This is a genomic window from Enterobacter sp. V89_11, assembly GCF_029967775.1.
Lineage (GTDB): Bacteria > Pseudomonadota > Gammaproteobacteria > Enterobacterales > Enterobacteriaceae > Enterobacter > Enterobacter ludwigii.
In genome coordinates this window covers 62,210-79,066 of the sequence record NZ_JASCAN010000006.1, presented here as the reverse complement: position 1 = coordinate 79,066, position 16,857 = coordinate 62,210, and the positions used below count along the sequence as shown (strand labels likewise).

Annotated in this window: 16 protein-coding genes; 7 read left to right on the top strand and 9 right to left on the bottom strand. The window is 57.2% G+C overall.

Annotated elements, in window-relative coordinates; genetic code table 11:
* Window positions 1-56 precede the first annotated feature (56 nt).
* Complete coding sequence (gene ilvN, locus QLG09_RS06335) at window positions 57-344, bottom strand: acetolactate synthase small subunit (RefSeq protein WP_014167986.1); 288 nt, start codon at window positions 342-344, stop codon at window positions 57-59.
* Between the two features lie 3 nt (window positions 345-347).
* Window positions 348-2,036, bottom strand: coding sequence for an acetolactate synthase large subunit (ilvB, locus tag QLG09_RS06330; RefSeq protein WP_020882735.1), 1,689 nt, complete (start codon window positions 2,034-2,036; stop codon window positions 348-350).
* 727 nt (window positions 2,037-2,763) lie between these two features.
* Here ilvB and tisB point away from each other — a divergent pair.
* The 4 genes from tisB to emrD all read left to right on the top strand — a co-directional run bounded on the left by tisB (window position 2,764) and on the right by emrD (window position 5,620).
* Window positions 2,764-2,853, top strand: a complete 90-nt coding sequence (gene tisB, locus QLG09_RS06325) for a type I toxin-antitoxin system toxin TisB (RefSeq protein WP_020684667.1) — start codon at window positions 2,764-2,766, stop codon at window positions 2,851-2,853.
* Window positions 2,854-2,917: 64 nt separating this feature from the next.
* On the top strand, window positions 2,918-3,364 hold the full coding sequence (locus QLG09_RS06320; protein WP_014167984.1) for a GNAT family N-acetyltransferase: 447 nt from the start codon (window positions 2,918-2,920) through the stop codon (window positions 3,362-3,364).
* Between the two features lie 62 nt (window positions 3,365-3,426).
* Complete coding sequence (locus QLG09_RS06315) at window positions 3,427-4,260, top strand: EamA family transporter (RefSeq protein WP_032680035.1); 834 nt, start codon at window positions 3,427-3,429, stop codon at window positions 4,258-4,260.
* Between the two features lie 175 nt (window positions 4,261-4,435).
* The gene (gene emrD / locus QLG09_RS06310) at window positions 4,436-5,620 is read left to right on the top strand and encodes a multidrug efflux MFS transporter EmrD (protein ID WP_020882737.1); all 1,185 of its coding nucleotides are present in this window, start codon (window positions 4,436-4,438) and stop codon (window positions 5,618-5,620) included.
* Here emrD and QLG09_RS06305 read toward each other — a convergent pair.
* Both QLG09_RS06305 and dsdC read right to left on the bottom strand, forming a co-directional pair.
* Window positions 5,523-6,611: a cellulase family glycosylhydrolase gene (locus QLG09_RS06305; RefSeq protein ID WP_049021965.1), complete on the bottom strand. Its 1,089-nt coding sequence runs from the start codon at window positions 6,609-6,611 to the stop codon at window positions 5,523-5,525. The two genes, emrD and QLG09_RS06305, sit on opposite strands and share 98 nt — an antisense overlap.
* 85 nt (window positions 6,612-6,696) lie before the next feature.
* Complete coding sequence (gene dsdC, locus QLG09_RS06300) at window positions 6,697-7,623, bottom strand: DNA-binding transcriptional regulator DsdC (RefSeq protein ID WP_025206531.1); 927 nt, start codon at window positions 7,621-7,623, stop codon at window positions 6,697-6,699.
* Between the two features lie 204 nt (window positions 7,624-7,827).
* Between dsdC and dsdX the strand changes: the two genes are divergently transcribed.
* On the top strand, window positions 7,828-9,165 hold the full coding sequence (gene dsdX, locus QLG09_RS06295; RefSeq protein WP_014167979.1) for a D-serine transporter DsdX: 1,338 nt from the start codon (window positions 7,828-7,830) through the stop codon (window positions 9,163-9,165).
* A 17-nt stretch (window positions 9,166-9,182) separates the two neighbouring features.
* Window positions 9,183-10,475 (top strand): D-serine ammonia-lyase, encoded by a 1,293-nt coding sequence (dsdA, locus tag QLG09_RS06290; RefSeq protein WP_032680040.1) that lies wholly within the window; start codon window positions 9,183-9,185, stop codon window positions 10,473-10,475.
* On the opposite strand, the gene QLG09_RS06285 is transcribed toward dsdA, so the two are convergent.
* The 4 genes from QLG09_RS06285 to QLG09_RS06270 form a co-directional block, all read right to left on the bottom strand.
* On the bottom strand, window positions 10,459-10,806 hold the full coding sequence (locus tag QLG09_RS06285; RefSeq protein WP_014167977.1) for a DUF202 domain-containing protein: 348 nt from the start codon (window positions 10,804-10,806) through the stop codon (window positions 10,459-10,461). The genes dsdA and QLG09_RS06285 overlap by 17 nt on opposite strands.
* Window positions 10,796-11,143: a YidH family protein gene (locus QLG09_RS06280; RefSeq protein WP_020882741.1), complete on the bottom strand. Its 348-nt coding sequence runs from the start codon at window positions 11,141-11,143 to the stop codon at window positions 10,796-10,798. Before QLG09_RS06280 ends, QLG09_RS06285 begins: the two co-directional genes overlap by 11 nt.
* A 91-nt stretch (window positions 11,144-11,234) precedes the next feature.
* Window positions 11,235-12,557, bottom strand: coding sequence for a 6-phospho-alpha-glucosidase (locus QLG09_RS06275; RefSeq protein WP_049021961.1), 1,323 nt, complete (start codon window positions 12,555-12,557; stop codon window positions 11,235-11,237).
* A complete protein-coding gene (locus QLG09_RS06270) occupies window positions 12,554-14,176 on the bottom strand; it encodes an alpha-glucoside-specific PTS transporter subunit IIBC (RefSeq protein ID WP_020882743.1) in 1,623 nt (540 codons plus the stop codon). Before QLG09_RS06270 ends, QLG09_RS06275 begins: the two co-directional genes overlap by 4 nt.
* 223 nt (window positions 14,177-14,399) lie before the next feature.
* Between QLG09_RS06270 and QLG09_RS06265 the strand changes: the two genes are divergently transcribed.
* Window positions 14,400-15,146, top strand: coding sequence for a GntR family transcriptional regulator (locus QLG09_RS06265; RefSeq protein WP_014167973.1), 747 nt, complete (start codon window positions 14,400-14,402; stop codon window positions 15,144-15,146).
* On the opposite strand, the gene QLG09_RS06260 is transcribed toward QLG09_RS06265, so the two are convergent.
* A complete protein-coding gene (locus tag QLG09_RS06260) occupies window positions 15,114-16,775 on the bottom strand; it encodes a putative transporter (RefSeq protein WP_049021960.1) in 1,662 nt (553 codons plus the stop codon). The two genes, QLG09_RS06265 and QLG09_RS06260, sit on opposite strands and share 33 nt — an antisense overlap.
* Between the last annotated feature and the right edge of the window lie 82 nt (window positions 16,776-16,857).

The following is a 16,857-nucleotide window of genomic DNA, read 5'->3' as shown; positions in this document are numbered from 1 at the left end:
TTAAAAAACGCGCTTACCTTAACGATAAGCGCGTGGGGGTTCAAGCTTTGCGCTATTTACTCGAAGAACACCGCAATTTTGTTAAACATGGTGGGATCGGACTGGTTGCGCACCACTTTCTCGACATCTTCCAGCTTATCGATCTGCGCAATCATCTGCTCCAGACGCTGATCGTCATTCACCAGTAACCAGATGCGGCTGTGCTCGCTGCCCTGAATGGGCAGACAGAGGATACCTTCCACGTTAAACGCGCGGCGGGCAAAGAGCCCACAGACGTGCGTCATCACGCCTGGGTGGTTGCGGACGGTGAGTTCCAGAATGACGTTATCATGTTGTTTCTGCATGGCTTATTCCCCCACCATCTCAGTATTTGCCGCACCTGGCGGCACCATCGGGTACACTTTTTGTTCAGGATCGATACGCACGTGGATCAGCGCCGGGCCAGGACGAGAAATCGCCGCCTGCAGCGCCGCATGAGGGTCCGCTTCGGCGTTCAAATCGCAGGTATGCAGGCCAAAACCGGCGGCAATCTGCATAAAGTTAATCGTTCCTGGATAGGTCGCGGCAAACACGCCCTGCGTATAGAACAGACTCTGCTGCTGGTGCACCAGCCCCAGCGCCTGGTTGTTCATCAGGATGATTTTCACGTCTAACTGGTTTTCGGCTGCCGTCGCCATTTCCTGAATGTTCATCATCAGGCTACCGTCACCGGAGAAGCAGATCACCTTGCGATCGGGATTGGCCAGCGCCGCGCCCACTGCCGCCGGCAGGCCAAAGCCCATGGTCCCCAGTCCACCCGAGGTCAGCCACTGACGCGGACGGTTCAACGGGTAGGCCTGGGCGGTCCACATCTGGTGCTGGCCTACGTCGGTGGTGATAATTGCGCTGTCATCAACGCAGGCGGCCACGGCGTTAATCAGCCCGTAATGGCTCAGCGGGTCCCCCTCGGTTGGGATAGCGCCCGGGAACTCTTTTTGCAGATCGGCAACCAGCTGACGCCAGTCGGCGCGATCGGAAGCGTCCGTTTGCGGAATCAATTGCGCCAGCACCTCGGCAACGTCACCCTGAATCGCCACGTGCGGCTGCTTGATTTTACCCAGCTCGGCACGGTCGATATCCACATGAATGATTTTGGCGTTCGGGCAGAACTGCTCGGTCTTGCCAATCGCCCGGTCATCAAAACGTGCACCGAGAACAATCAGCAAATCCGCTTCTTGCAGAATGTAGTTCGTGCTGCGCGCGCCGTGCATCCCCAGCATACCCAGCGACAGCGGGTGCGCTTTTGGCAACATACCCAGCGCCATCAGGGTCATGGTGGTGGGCAGGCTGGCTTTCTCTGCGAGCTGGCGTACCGCGTCGGAGGCATTAATCGCCCCGCCACCCAGATAAAGCACCGGGCGTCTGGCGGCGTTAATCATCGCCGCTGCAGCCTGCACGCTCTCTGCGCTGAACTGCGGCGCTGGCGCACGTTCACCCGGCTCCGGCAGCACGTCAATCTCGATCTCTGCGGTCTGAACATCCTTAGGAATGTCTATCCACACCGGGCCGGGACGGCCGGATTGCGCAATACGAAACGCATCGCTGATAACCTGAGGAAGCTCGGCGATATCGCGAACTAAATAGTTATGTTTAGTGATGGGGATAGAGATGCCGTAGGTATCCACCTCCTGAAACGCGTCGGTACCGATCATGGAGGACGGCACCTGGCCGGTAATGCAGATCAGTGGAATTGAGTCCAGGCGCGCGTCGGCGATAGCGGTGACCAGGTTAGTCGCACCCGGGCCACTGCAGGCCATACAGACCGCGGGTTTGCCCTGCGTACGCGCCATGCCCTGAGCGATGAAACCCGCGCCCTGCTCGTGACGCGCCAGAACGTGACGAATCTGCGTGCTTTGGCTTAACGCATCATACAGCGGCAGCACCGTGCCGCCCGGGATCCCCGCAACCGTGGTGATGCCCTGTCGTTCCAGCAAATGAACGATTAACTGCGCGCCCGTGAAACGCGTTTTGGTGGATGTTGTGCCCGAACTTGCCATGCTCCAGTCCTTTTCTTCTGAGCCGACTTTCCGGGGAGGGTCCTTAAACGAAAAACCCCGCCCGGTTTGCGCCGGCGGGGTTTTGGATTCGTGTGTTGATCCAGTCCCTACGGCGCATTGCCGACGACCACCACACGCACGACGACCACTGCGGCTGGTTGCGCAGTTGCTAGTAGGGTCGAGGTGAACATGGATGCTGTCATTGGGGACCTGTGTTTGGAATCTATTGATAGAATTTATACAAACACAGCTTTTCGGGCATGACAATGGAAATATTTTCATCTGCGCAAAAATGCGTCGAAGATCACGTTTCGTTTGTTGCGTGCAGAAAACAAAAAACCTCGCCTGAGCGAGGTTTTTTTCAGAGGTTTTGCGGTTGGTCGCCGCAGAACACACTGTGTTACGTCAACGCAAAAAGTATACGCGATCGAAGACGAACGCGCAATTCGGGCACGGATTTTGACGTTTTTGAGTATGGACCGCCTTCTGAATTTTGTCCAAAAAATACTGTTCATGCATACAGTATTTATCTATACTGAGGGTGTTCGCAGTGAGCGAGGGGGCCGCAGTTCTACCGGCGCAACGAAGTCCTGGCTGAAACGGGTGGTGCCGTCAGTGCCTTAACCCCCTGAAGTGAGCACACTGTGTTACGTCAATCCAGGTGCTGGTCACAGGCGGCGGAAAGGTACGCCAGCATCGTGCTCCTTTTAACCAAAAGGAGACGCGTATGAGCGTAGTGGATATGGTGATACTTATCCTCAAACTCATTGTTGCTGTACTGCAACTACTTGATGCTGTCCTGAAATACCTTCGGTGATTCAGGTTCAAGTCGCACCTGAGAGGGGCGGGCAACCGCCCCTCTTTAATAACGAGGGAATGCTATGTCGCGTCTGTTAATTGAGCCTGTCACGCCAGAAGAACCTGGCTATATCGCCTTAAAGGCCGAAAGTATCGCATCGAATTTCAACATGCTGCGCCGGCTGGAAGAGAACTGGCAGCGCGGTGAAAACCGTTTTAACGCACCGGGCGAAAAGCTGCTGGGCGCCTTTTTGAACGGCAAGCTGGTGGGCGTATGCGGTCTTAACCGCGATCCCTTCAGCCAGCAGCCGCGCGCCGGCCGCATTCGTCATCTCTACGTCAGCGAGAAGTGCCGCGGGCTGGGCATTGGTAAGCAGCTTCTGACCGTGGTAATGGCCGATGCCAGCATCTGGTTTGATTTTCTCAACACCCACGCGCCGGACGCTGCATACGGGTTTTATCATCAGGCGGGCTTTACGCTGGTCTCGGATGAACCACGGGTCACACACCGTCTGTTTTGCGCGGTGTGACCGGCTGGCAGCATCAGGTTGTTAATGTTACAGTTGAGTGACAATTCACCGCCAGATACGCCATGACCATTACCGTCTTCTGCATTTTACTGTTCGCCGCGCTGCTGCATGCCAGCTGGAACGCCATTGTTAAAGCCGGTACAGACAAGCTCTATTCAGCAATCAGCGTTAGCGGTTCCGCCGCGTTTATCGCCCTGGTATTACTGCCCTTCTCCCCACAGCCGTCTGCTGCCAGCTGGCCGTTTTTAGGGGTCTCCTGCGCGCTGCAGGTGGTGTACACGGTGCTGGTTGCAAAGACCTACCAGGTCTCCGATATGAGCCAGACCTATCCGCTGATGCGCGGTACGGCACCGCTGCTGGTGGCATTGATAAGCGTGCTGGTGCTGGGAGATAGTCTGTCATGGCTCGCGTGGTCCGGCATCGCCGTGATCTGCCTGTCGATTCTGGCTATGGCCATGAACGGCCGCATGACGTCGCGTAAGGGGGTCTGGCTTGCACTGCTCAACGCCTGCTTTATCGCCGGGTATACGCTGGTCGACGGCACCGGCGTGCGGTTATCAGACACCGCGCTGGGCTATACGCTGTGGACCTTCTTTATGAATGGCTTCTGCCTGCTCTTGTGGGCGATGATGGCACGCCGACGGGAAGCCTCCAGATACCTGCGTACGCACTGGAAAAAAGGGCTGCTCGGGGGTATCGGCACCATGGGCTCTTACGGGCTGGCGCTCTGGGCGATGACCCAGGCTCCGCTGGCCGTGGTCGCCGCCCTGCGTGAAACATCCATCCTCTTCGGGGCGCTGATCGCATTTGTGCTGTTAAAAGAGAAGGTTGCGGGCCTGCGTATCGCGGCCGCAGTGGGAATTGCGGGCGGGGCGATCCTGCTGCGCCTGGCATAAATCACTGGCAACATTAGTTGCCGATCTTGTTTACAAATCCTGCCTTTACCCCTTCTGACATTCATCACAGGAATGCTTAATTTGTCATCTATCTGTGGTAGATTCCTCGCGCATTTATGGGAATGCGTAGTCACTTATTCTTTATTTCTCTCTTTTGGCAAAAGTATTCAGCGACATGAAAAAACACAGGAACGTTAACTTATTGTTGATGCTGGTGTTACTGGTGGCCGTCGGTCAGATGGCGCAAACCATCTACATTCCGGCGATCGCCGATATGGCAAAGGAACTTAACGTCCGCGAGGGCGCAGTACAGAGCGTAATGGCAGCTTATCTGCTGACCTATGGCGTTTCGCAGCTGTTCTATGGACCGCTGTCTGACCGCGTCGGGCGTCGCCCGGTGATTCTGGTGGGTATGTCCATTTTCATGGTGGCGACGGTGATTGCCATTACCACCCATAACCTGACCATATTGATTGCCGCCAGCGCCCTGCAGGGTGTCGGCACCGGCGTCGGTGGGGTGATGGCGCGAACCCTGCCACGCGATCTCTATCAGGGCACCCAGCTCCGCCATGCCAACAGTTTGTTAAATATGGGGATTCTGGTGAGCCCGCTGCTGGCGCCGCTGATTGGTGGCCTGCTCGATACGATGTGGTCCTGGCGTGCCTGCTACGCTTTCCTGCTGGTGCTGTGCGTGATTGTGACCTTCAGCATGGCGCGGTGGATGCCGGAAACCCGGCCAACGGACGCGCCACGCACCCGCCTTATCACCAGCTATAAAACGCTGTTCGGCAACGGCGCGTTTACCTGTTATCTGCTGATGCTGGTTGGTGGCCTGGCGGGTATTGCCGTGTTTGAAGCCTGCTCCGGCGTGCTGCTGGGTGCCGGGCTTGGCCTGAGCAGCATGGTGGTCAGTATCCTGTTTATTCTGCCCATCCCGGCCGCGTTCTTTGGTGCCTGGTTTGCCGGCCGTCAGAACAAGCGTTTCTCAACGCTGATGTGGCAGTCGGTGATCAGCTGCCTGCTGGCAGGTCTGATGATGTGGATCCCGGGACTGTTTGGCGTGATGACCGTCTGGACGCTGCTGATCCCGGCGGCGCTGTTCTTCTTCGGCGCGGGGATGCTGTTCCCGCTCGCCACCAGCGGCGCAATGGAGCCGTTCCCGTTCCTCGCAGGCACGGCGGGCGCACTGGTGGGGGGACTGCAGAACATCGGTTCCGGCGCGCTGGCCTGGCTCTCGGCGATGATGCCGCAAACTGGCCAGGCTAGTCTGGGGTTGCTGATGACGCTGATGGGGCTGCTGATTTTACTGTGCTGGCTGCCGCTGGCGTCGCGTGTTCCCCATCACGAGCAGCCGGTTTAACCGCATGATGGCCCGGCTTCTCGCCGGGCTTTTCACAAACAGGCGCGATCATGGCCTGCAGCAGCGGCTCTGGCGCTGGACGCCAGGCGCCCTCTTCCCCGTCGTAAAACTGAATATCCGCGTTGATAGCGTAGGGAACTTTGGCCTTTTGCAGTTCGCAGGCCATAAACGAGGCAAACGCCATTTGCGATGCGGTTGGGGTGAAGTGATTTGATTCACCTACGCCCCAGCCGCCCACCCAGCTGACGTGGCCGTTTTTTTGCTGCCAGTGCAGCGCGGTCGCAATGCGATTATGGATAGCCGCTTTCTCCGCCACCGTCCCGGACGTCCACGGATATTTACCGTTACTCTTTAGCGGGCCCCACGGGAAAATGTGCCACTCCGCCAGCAGATAATTTTGGCTGTGCGCCGGGAGTTTCAGGCTGGAGAGGTCCTCTGGCGCAGCCCGCAGACGTGGCGCGATGAAGATCATGCGATTAGCATCAATTGCATGAATGTCTTTGACGGTTTTCTCGTAAACCCGGTTAAGCGACGCGGCGTTATGGTTGAGCTTGTCCGCCGGTTCATAAATCAGGTCAAAACCCAGCAGGGGATAGCTTTGGCCGAAGTAGTGCGCCACGGCAATCCACCAGTTAATCACCTCTTTTTCCGTCTCGGCTTTCGGGTCGTTTTTATATTCATCGGCCTGATAAGTGATAATCGGGATCACCCCGTATTGCTCGCAGGCTTCCACCAGCTTACGCAGATGAATCAGCCGCGCCTCCGTCGGTTCATCGGCCACGCGGATACGCACATGGCTGATACCCTTCGCACGAAAATCGCGAACCACCAGCGGATCGAACTCCCGAATGCCGCGCTCGGTGCGCGCCCAGTCTACGTCCATCCCCACGCCCAGCTTTTGCGCATAAAGCGCAGCCGTCAGCGGTGGCTCAGCGGCAATCACCCAGCCGGAAGAGAACAGTAACGCAGTGGCAATCAAAGGCTTTAACACGGTGTACCTTGCGAGAAATCAAAAGCATTACCTGTATTTAGCACGCTTTTTCACATTTGGTGTAGCGCCAAAGCGTAATAATTCTTCAGCCAGCCAGTTCTCTCAGCCAGCTAATAAAGGCATCTATTTTCGGCCACTGTCGTCCTGGCAGGGTCGACATGTAGTAATGCTGATGGCATTTAAGCGTTTTCTCCCCAAACGGTGCAATCAACTCACCGCGTTCGAGCCGCTTTTGTACCAGCCGTTTTCGCCCCATCGCGACCCCGACATGGTTCATTGCCGCGACAATCGCTAAATCAGAACGATCGAAGCCAATGCCCGATGATGATGGCATGTTCACTGCAAAATGTGCCGCCCAGCTGAGCCATTCGTCGGTACCGGAATCGTTGCTCCAGGCCTGGCGATCGTGCAGGAGCGTACAGTGGCTGAGGTGGGCGGGGTTTTTCAGCAGGTCATGTTCCCGGGCATACGCCGGCGAGCAGACGGGTAAAATCGCCTCGTCCATCAGGAAGTGATGCGTCAAATTGGCTGGCGGCGTATCGTCGAAATAGAGCGCCAGATCGATACCGGTTCGCTGCATATTGACGTTTTCATTGCCGGTCAGGATGGTCAGCGAGATCGCGGGATAACGCCGGGTGAAATCTCCGAGCATAGGCACCAGCCAGCACTGGGCAATCGACGGGCGAGAGTAAACCGTCAACGTACCGGACAGCGCCTGGTTCTTGATATCCAGGATCTCCTGGTTCAACGTATCCAGCGACGATTTCAGCGTCCAGTAGACGCGTTTACCCTCCTGCGTCAGCTCCACTTTACGGTGGGAGCGGACAAACAGCGCTATCCCTAACTCCTCTTCCAGCAGGTTGATACGGTGGCTCACCGCACTGGGGCTGAGCGACAGCTCCTCCGCCGCCAGCGCGAAGGACTCGTGGCGGGCGGCCACTTCAAACGTATACATTTTTGACAGTTGCCAGCCGTTTAACAGCCGGTTTCGACCTTCATTTGCGTCATTCATCGCACTTCTCACACAGACTTTTGCTGCTCAGGATACCGCTCAAAGTTGAATTTATGTGAACCAAACACGCATTAAGTGCGCTTTTTTGAGTCCAGTCACGCGTTTGATCCAATCTGGCTCACCTGAAAGGCAATTTATATCGTTTGTCATCACCCGCTGATTTTTCGTCCAATACCCGTAAATAACATAAGGGTGAGGTGAGATATGGGTGCTCAGGTCTGGGTTGTGGCGACGCTGCTCATCAGCATCGCGTTAATCGTATTAACTATCGTAAAACTGAAGTTTCACCCGTTCCTGGCGCTGCTGCTGGCGAGCTTTTTTGTCGGTGCCATGATGGGAATGCGCCCGCTGGACATGGTGAATGCCATTGAAAGCGGTATTGGCGGCACGCTCGGCTTCCTGGCGGCGGTGATCGGGCTTGGCACCATCCTCGGCAAAATGATGGAGGTGTCCGGTGCGGCAGAACGCATTGGGATAGCGCTTCAGCGTTGCCGCTGGCTGTCAGCCGATGTCATCATGGTACTGGTGGGGCTTATCTGCGGCATTACGCTGTTTGTTGAAGTCGGCGTCGTCCTGCTGATCCCGCTGGCCTTCTCCATCGCCAAAAAGACCCATACCTCGCTGCTGAAGCTGGCCATTCCCCTCTGTACCGCGCTGATGGCGGTGCACTGCGTGGTTCCGCCGCACCCGGCTGCCCTGTTTGTCACGAATAAGCTGGGGGCGGACGTGGGGACGGTTATCGTCTACGGTCTGATGGTTGGCCTGCTGGCCTCGCTGGTTGGCGGCCCGCTGTTCCTGAAATTGCTGGGCGATCGCCTGCCCTTCAAAGCCGTCCCGGCTGAATTTTCTGACCTCAACGTTCGTGAAGAACATACGCTGCCCTCGCTGGGAGCCACGCTGTTTACCGTGCTGCTGCCCATTGGCCTGATGCTGGTGAAGACCCTCGCCGAGCTGAATATGGCAAGAGAAGGCACGCTGTATACGCTGCTGGAATTTATCGGTAACCCGATCACCGCCATGTTCATCGCCGTGTTCGTCGCCTATTACCTGCTGGGGCTGCGCCAGCATATGGGGATGGGTACGATGCTGACCCACACCGAGCATGGCTTTGGCGCCATCGCCAACATTCTGTTGATTATCGGCGCGGGCGGCGCGTTTAACGCCATCCTCAAAACCAGCGGCCTGGCCGATACCCTGGCGCACATTCTGTCGAACCTGAATATGCACCCGATCCTGCTCGCGTGGCTGGTGGCGCTGGTTCTGCACGCGGCGGTGGGGTCGGCCACGGTGGCGATGATGGGCGCAACCGCCATCGTCGCACCCATGCTGCCGCTCTATCCCAACGTCAGTCCGGAGATCATCACCATTGCCATCGGTTCCGGTGCCATTGGCTGCACGATCGTGACCGATTCCCTCTTCTGGCTGGTGAAGCAGTACTGCGGTGCCAGCCTGAACGAGACCCTGAAGTACTATACGACGGCGACGTTTATCGCCTCGGTACTTGCACTTGGCAGCACATTCCTGCTTTCTTTCATTATCTGAGCGCGAAGAGACGTACTATGGAAAACGCAACTATCAGCACCTTAACCGCACAGTTCCCTCTGATTGAGGATCTGATTGCCCTGAAAGAGACCACCTGGCTAAACCCGCGCACCACCTCGCTTGCTGAAGGGTTGCCGTATGTCGGGCTGAGCAAAGCCGATGTGGACGATGCGCATGCACGCCTTAACCGCTTTGCGCCGTATCTGGCAAAAGCGTTCCCCGAAACGGCGGCCACACAGGGGATTATCGAGTCCGAGCTGGTGGCTATCCCGGCGATGCAGAAAAGGCTGGAGAACGAATCGGGGGTGGCCATTCCCGGCACGCTGCTGCTGAAAAAAGACAGTCATCTGCCTATCTCTGGCTCCATCAAAGCGCGCGGGGGCATCTATGAAGTGCTGACTCACGCCGAGAAACTGGCGCTGGAAGCAGGGTTGCTGAGCGTCGAAGACGATTACAGCATCCTGCTGGAACCGCGTTTTAAAGCGTTCTTCAGCCAGTACAGTATCGCGGTGGGATCCACCGGCAACCTCGGGATGTCCATTGGCATCATGAGCGCGCGCATCGGCTTTCAGGTTACGGTGCACATGTCTGCCGATGCCCGTGAGTGGAAAAAAGCCAAACTGCGCAGCCACGGTGTGATCGTCGTGGAATATGAGCAGGATTACGGCGTGGCGGTGGAGCAAGGACGTAAGGCCGCGGAGAGCGATCCGAACTGTTTCTTTATCGACGATGAGAACTCCCGCACGCTGTTCCTCGGCTATGCGGTGGCAGGCGAGCGGCTAAAAGCGCAGTTTGCCGCACAGGGTCGCGTGGTGGATGCGGAACATCCGCTGTACGTCTATTTGCCTTGTGGCGTCGGTGGCGGTCCTGGCGGCGTGGCGTTTGGCCTGAAGCTGGCCTTTGGCGATAACGTACACTGTTTCTTCGCCGAGCCGACGCACTCCCCGTGCATGCTGCTGGGGGTCTACACCGGACTGCATGATGCCATCGCCGTGCAGGATCTGGGTATCGACAACGTGACGGCCGCCGACGGGCTGGCGGTTGGACGCGCGTCTGGCTTTGTGGGCCGGGCGATGGAGCGGCTCCTTGACGGGTTCTATACCCTTTCCGATCAAAGCATGTACGACATGCTCGGCTGGCTGGCGCAGGAAGAAGGCATTCGCCTTGAGCCGTCGGCGCTGGCGGGCATGGCCGGGCCGCTGCGTGTTCCTGTCGCATCCGCGAACGCGACCCATCTGGTCTGGGCGACCGGCGGCGGAATGGTGCCGGAAGACGAGATGGCGAAGTACCTGGCTAAAGGGAAAAAATAAACTGCAGATGGGTGACCGCAAACAGCAGTGACAACGACAGCACCGCGAGGGCGATCAGGAACTTATCGCGCACCGCCTTCGGCTGTACAAAATCGTCCTGCGTCACATCCATTACGTTGCGACTGCGGGTATAGCGCCACAAAACGATCGCCACAAGCGCCAGCACGACCAGTGAGATCCAGAATGGCACGCCTGTGCGATGCCAGTTGTGCTTGATGGCGAGGGCAATCAGCGCGCCATACCCCAGTAACGTACGCAGCCAGGCCAGCGACGTCCGCTCCGGCTGCAGGCCGGGGTCGGCTTCGCGTCGCGCTTTGCGGTTATCCACCATACAACACCAGCACCATCACCACGCCCGCTACCGCCAGCAAAATCATGCTGATGATGAGTAACCCACGCGTATAGGGAAGATCCTGCTTGAGCCGCATCGCCTTTTCGTTACGCAGCCAGCGCAGGTAGCCGTAAATGGCCAGCACGCCGGCAAACAGGCACAGCAGCAACGCCAGCACTTCGCGGATCAGCGGCGTGGCAAAATCAGGCGCGAGCTGGTCAAGCCCCACACCCGCGGCGAGAAAGCCCAACGCGGTGCGGATCCATGCGAGGAACGTACGCTCATTAGCCAGCGAGAAGCGGTAGTCAGGGGCTTCACCGAGGCGGGAAATTTTCATGAAGATTCCTTGTCTGCTACAGGCAGGTTCCAGCATAGCGTAAATCGACAAGGACAAGGAGACCGGCATCGGGCGATGCCGGTCAGGACGATTAATGCAGCGCTGGCCAGTACGCTTTGTTGGCCTCGATCAGGTCATCCAGAATCGCTTTCGCAACGGAGGCGCTCGGCACCGTTTTCGACAGCGTAATCGCCTGCCACAATTTCTGGTACGAGCGCTGCTCCCAGGCATCCACTACCAGTTTTTCCACCGCTACCTGTTGGCTCATTAACCCTTTCTGGAAGTGTGGAATATCGCCCACCGTTAACGGCTCCGGCCCGTTATGACCGACCAGGCACGGAATTTCTACCATCGCGTCGGCATCAAAGTTATGAATGGCACCGTTGTTGGGCACAATCAGCAGCATGCGCTCCTGAGTGTTGAAGGCAATCGCAGTCGCCAGATCGACTATGTACGACGCATGTTCGTCGATTTCCAGCTCCCCGGCGGACGATACACCGGCTTCGATAATCGCCCGGCAGGCGCTGAACACATGCTTCTCACGGTGATCCATCACCTCGTTAGCGCGCGTGCGTTCCGGATTGGAGTGCGCGACCACGTAGTCCGGGAACAGGTAATATTTCAGATAGGTGTTTGGCATGGTGTCCGGATCCAGCGACTGCACATCTTTTGCCTTCGCGAACGTGTCGTTCCAGCTGGCTTCGGTATGAGCATTGTCAGAGGGCGGTACATAGCCGTTTTTCGCGACATATTCGCGCAGTTTCGGCATTAAATCATTGCCGTTTGCATCTTCAATGGATGTCCACCATCCGAAGTGGTTCAGCCCGTAGTAACGCACGCGCATCTCTTTACGGTCTTTAAGGCCGACTATCTGCGCCATACGCCCTTCTATGCCGATGGGCATATCGCAGATGTTGAGGATTTTGGCGTTGGGTCGCAGGCGACGGGTCGCTTCAGCCACGATGGCCGCCGGGTTGGAGTAGTTCAGCATCCACGCATTCGGGGAGTATTGCGTCATGTAATCGACCAGCTCCAGCACACCGCCAATAGAGCGCATGCCGTAGGCGATCCCGCCGGGTCCGCAGGTCTCCTGACCCAGCACACCGTGACGCAGGGGGATTTTCTCGTCTTTTTCACGCATCGGGTATTTCCCCACGCGGATATGTGCCATCACAAAATCGACGTCGGTAAAGGCCGCTTCAGGATCGGTGGTGTAGCTAAACTCAATCTCCGGAGCCTGCTCTCTAAGGATGATCTTGCACGCCTCGGCGATGGTCTCCTGACGTGCGCCGTCGTTGTCATAGAATTTCAGCGCGCGCAGCGGAAAACGGTCGCGGTTGGCTAACAGCATCAGGACGATACCCGGCGTGAAGGTACTGCCGCCGCCTGCAATGACAACTGAGAATTTTTTCATGATATAGCCTCTGTCAGGGTAGTTTGTTCGTTTGTTGAAGGGGTTTTCATCAGCGATTCAAGCTGGTCTCGCACCTGAGGAACGTGCAGTCCAACAATCACCTGAATGCCGTTGCCGCGTCGCACCACACCGTGTGCGCCCAGGGCCTTAAAGACGTCGTCGCTTTGGGTTTGCGCCATGTCGACCAGCGCGATACGTAAGCGGGTGGCGCAGTTATTAATGCTTTCGATATTGGCCGCGCCGCCCAGCGCCTGCAGGAATCCGGCGGCTTGCCCAACCTGCTGGCTGGCGGCAGCCGGTGCGGTGGTTTGCCCGCGTGCCGCTTTATAATCCGCCTTGCTGTAAAGTTTGACTTCGCTCTCTTCACGGCCCGGGGTTTTAAGGTTCAGCCGTTCAATCAGCGTTTTGAAGACCACGAAATAGAGGCCGGTGAAGCAAAGACCGATACCCATCTGGGTGAATACCGTCGAGGCGTGGTTGTGGAACATGGGGATCCAGTTTTGCGGCAGGAACTGGTCCAGCAGTCCGCCGCCCATGTTGCCCACGACGCCGAAGATGTACATCACCGTCGCCATCGTGGCAGCCAGAACGGCGTGGACGGCAAACAGCAGCGGCGAAATGAACAGGAAGGTGAATTCCAGCGGCTCGGTAATGCCCACCAGCACGGCGGTCAGCGTGGCCGGGATCAGCAGGCCTGCCACTTTGACGCGGTTTTCCGGTGACGCGGTGTACCAGAGCGCCAGCGCAATCCCGACAGAGCCAAACACTTTGGCGTTGCCATGAAGCGCAAAACCGCCTTCCGGGAACAGGGTTTTCAGCGGCAGCGTGCTTTGGCTAAATTCCTGAAGATGCTGCGCCCAATAAACCTGGATGCCGCCCTCGACCGCTGCCGGGCCAAAGATAAACGGACCGTAGACAAAGTGGTGTAATCCGGTAGGGATCAGAATGCGTTCCAGGAAGGTATAAACCCACACCCCCAGCGCACCGGCAGAGCGTAAAAAGGCCTGCAGGGACTCAATGCCCAGCTGCACTTTCGGCCAGCCCATCAGCGTCAGCCAGGCGCAGGGGATCATCACAAAGAACGCGAGGATAACGACAAACGAGGTGCCCTGAAAAATCCCCAGGAAAACAGGCAACTGCTTGTCGAAATAGCGGTTGTGGATAGCGGTGACAATCCCCGAAATCACAATCGCCCCAATGATGCTGGTATCGAGCGTTTTGATACCGGCAATCATGGCCAGTCCGCTGCCGGCAGTGGGCTCAGCGGCGAAGTCGACGCCAAAGAAATGACCCCATGTCATCCCCATCGCATTGATAAAGTAGTTCCAGGTCAGAAAACTGATCAGCACCGCCAGGCAGGCGCGGCCCTGCGCCTGCTTCGCCAGACCAATCGGTAAACCCACGGCAAAAATCAGCGGCATATTGCGAAACACCGCCCAGCCGCCCTCTTCAATGATGTGAACAATTTGCGCGAACAGATTATCGGGGGCGGTTAAGGCCTCGCCCACAAACAGCGGGTTGCGAAGCATGATGGCGATCCCGACCACGATCCCGGCAAAGGGAAATAACAACACCGGGGTAAACATGGCGCCGCCAAAACGTTGTATTTGACTGAGCATTTTTAAATCCTCACGTAACAACCTGTAGGGGGTAGAGGCCTTTATGATTTTTTGCTGGGCCTGAAGTGAGCATAAGAATTTACCCATGGGCGAACATGACGTGCCGCTGCGATTCGTGATCGCATTCATGGTTTTATTTTGACCAGTCAGGTCTACTTTTCGTGGTTAATATGGACATGTCAGGACGCAAACCACGCGTTAATACGGGCAGAGAGGTCTACTGGTGATCTACAAATCTATCGCTGACAGGTTGCGGCTGCGGCTAAATTCGTCGGACTACAATATCGGGAGTCCGCTGCCGGGTGAGAAAGCGCTGGCGCAGGAGTTTGGCGTGGCGCGGATGACCATTCGAAAGGCGCTGGATCTGCTGGTGAACTGGGGGCTGGTTGAACGCCGACACGGTAGCGGGACATTCGTGGCGCGTAAAGATGTCCACCACGAAACCACCAATCTGACCGGGCTGGTGGAGGTGCTGCGCCAGCAGGGAAAAGAGGTGCAGAGCAAGGTGCTACAGTTCGAAGTGATGCCCGCCCCGCCCGCTATCGCCAGCCAGCTCCGCATTCAGGTGGATGAGCGTATCTACTTCTCGCGCCGGGTGCGTTATGTCGACGGAAAACCCCTGATGCTGGAGGACAGCTTTATGCCCGTGAAGCTGTTCCGCACGCTTTCACTGGCACATCTGGAAGGGTCGAAGTTTGATTACATCGAGAAGGAGTGCGGGATAACCATCAGCGGCAACTACGAGAGCCTGACGCCGGTGCTGGCAGATAAACAGCTCGCCGGTTACCTGAACCTGCCGGAACAGACGCCGCTGCTGCGGATAACGTCTCTCTCCTACAGCGACAGCGGCGAATTTCTCAATTATTCCGTGATGTTCCGTAATACCCGTGATTACCAGGTGGACTACCATCTGCGGCGCATCCACCCGGACGATCTGCTAACTCATCCCCCAGAACAGCACCGCCAGTAGCTGCGGGGTAATAATACGCAGGAACATCACCAGCGGGTAGACCGTGGCGTATGACAGCGCCGCCGCGCCGCTGGTGGCGTGCAGGTTGTTGGCAAAGGCCAGTGCGGGTGGGTCAGTCATTGATCCGGCGAGCATGCCGCAGAGCGTCAGATAATTCATTTTGGCGAACATCCGCGCCAGGATTCCCATCGTCAGGAGCGGAATCGCCGTGATAAATATCCCGTAGCCGACCCAGCTCATCCCCTCGCCCTTCACCAGGGTATCGATAAAATCGCCCCCGGATTTCAGGCCGACCACCGCCAGAAACAGCACAATCCCCAGCTCGCGCAGCGCCAGGTTGGCGCTCGGCGGCATAAACCAGTAGAGCTTACCGATACAGCCGATACGCCCGAGGATCAGCGCCATAATCAGCGGTCCACCCGCCAGGCCCAGCTTGAGCGCGACCGGAAAACCCGGGACATACAGCGGAATGGAGCCAAGCAGCACCCCCAGCCCGATACCGATAAAGACCGGCAACATTTGCACCTGCTGCAGTTTTTGCTGGGCGTTACCCACCATGTCCGCTACCGCATCAATGGATGACGGGCGCCCAACCAGGTTCAGGATATCGCCGAACTGCAGGCTGGCTTCCGGGCTGGCGACCAGTTCCACCCCAGCACGGTTAAGACGGGAGATCACGACGTCATAGCGCTCTTTAACCTGCAAATCGCGTATTTTCTTGCCAAGCACGTGCTCGTTGGTCACCACGACGCGCTCTACGCGCATATCGGTGCCGCGCGTGGAGAGCGAGGTCTCCACCTCCTGACCAATCACCAGCCGCGCGTTGTTTAAATCCCCGGGCTGTCCGACCAGGTGCAGCAGGTCACCCTGCTGAATAATGGTTCCGGGCGCAGGTACCATCAGCATATCGTCACGTTTAAGGCGTGAGCAGATAATATTGGCGCTGTTCAGGATCGGCACATCCTGAATCGCCATATTGTTGAGGTTGGGGTTATCGACGCGAATGTTGATGGTTTTGATCGGCATATGGCCGTTGGTGAGCGTGGTTTCGTGGTCTTTCGCCTCGTGTTCGACGTTAATGCGAAAGAGTACCCGCACCAGCCACATGGAGAGCAGAATGCCGCAAATCCCAAACGGATAGGCCATGGCGTAGCTCATCCCCATCTGGTCGACAATACCGGGAGAGATGCCAAGGTCGCGCAAAATTTGCTGCCCTGCACCCAGTGCAGGCGTATTGGTGACCGCCCCGGAGAAAATACCCAGCACCACCGGCAGCGGAATATCAAAGAGCTTATGCAGAATGGCGGTGACCAGCCCTCCCATCACCACAATGCCGAAGGCAAACAGGTTCAGCCGTAATCCGGAGACCCGAAGGGAAGCGAAAAAGCCAGGCCCCACCTGAATACCGATGGTGTAGACGAAGAGGATCAGACCGAATTCCTGGATGAAATGGAGCATTTCGGCGCTGAGCACCAGCCCAAGCTGGTCGGCAAAATGGCCGACAAAAATCCCGCCGAACAGCACCCCGCCTATCCCAAATCCGACGCCGCGGATTTTAACATTGCCAATCCACAGACCCACCACTGCGACCAGGGCCAACACGCTAACGGTTAACGCGATATCACTCATGATCCACTTCCTGTGCATAACCTTAGTTATGCTACGGATTCTCTCAGAGCCGCACGCGGTTGTATGGGTGATGGCGCACAAA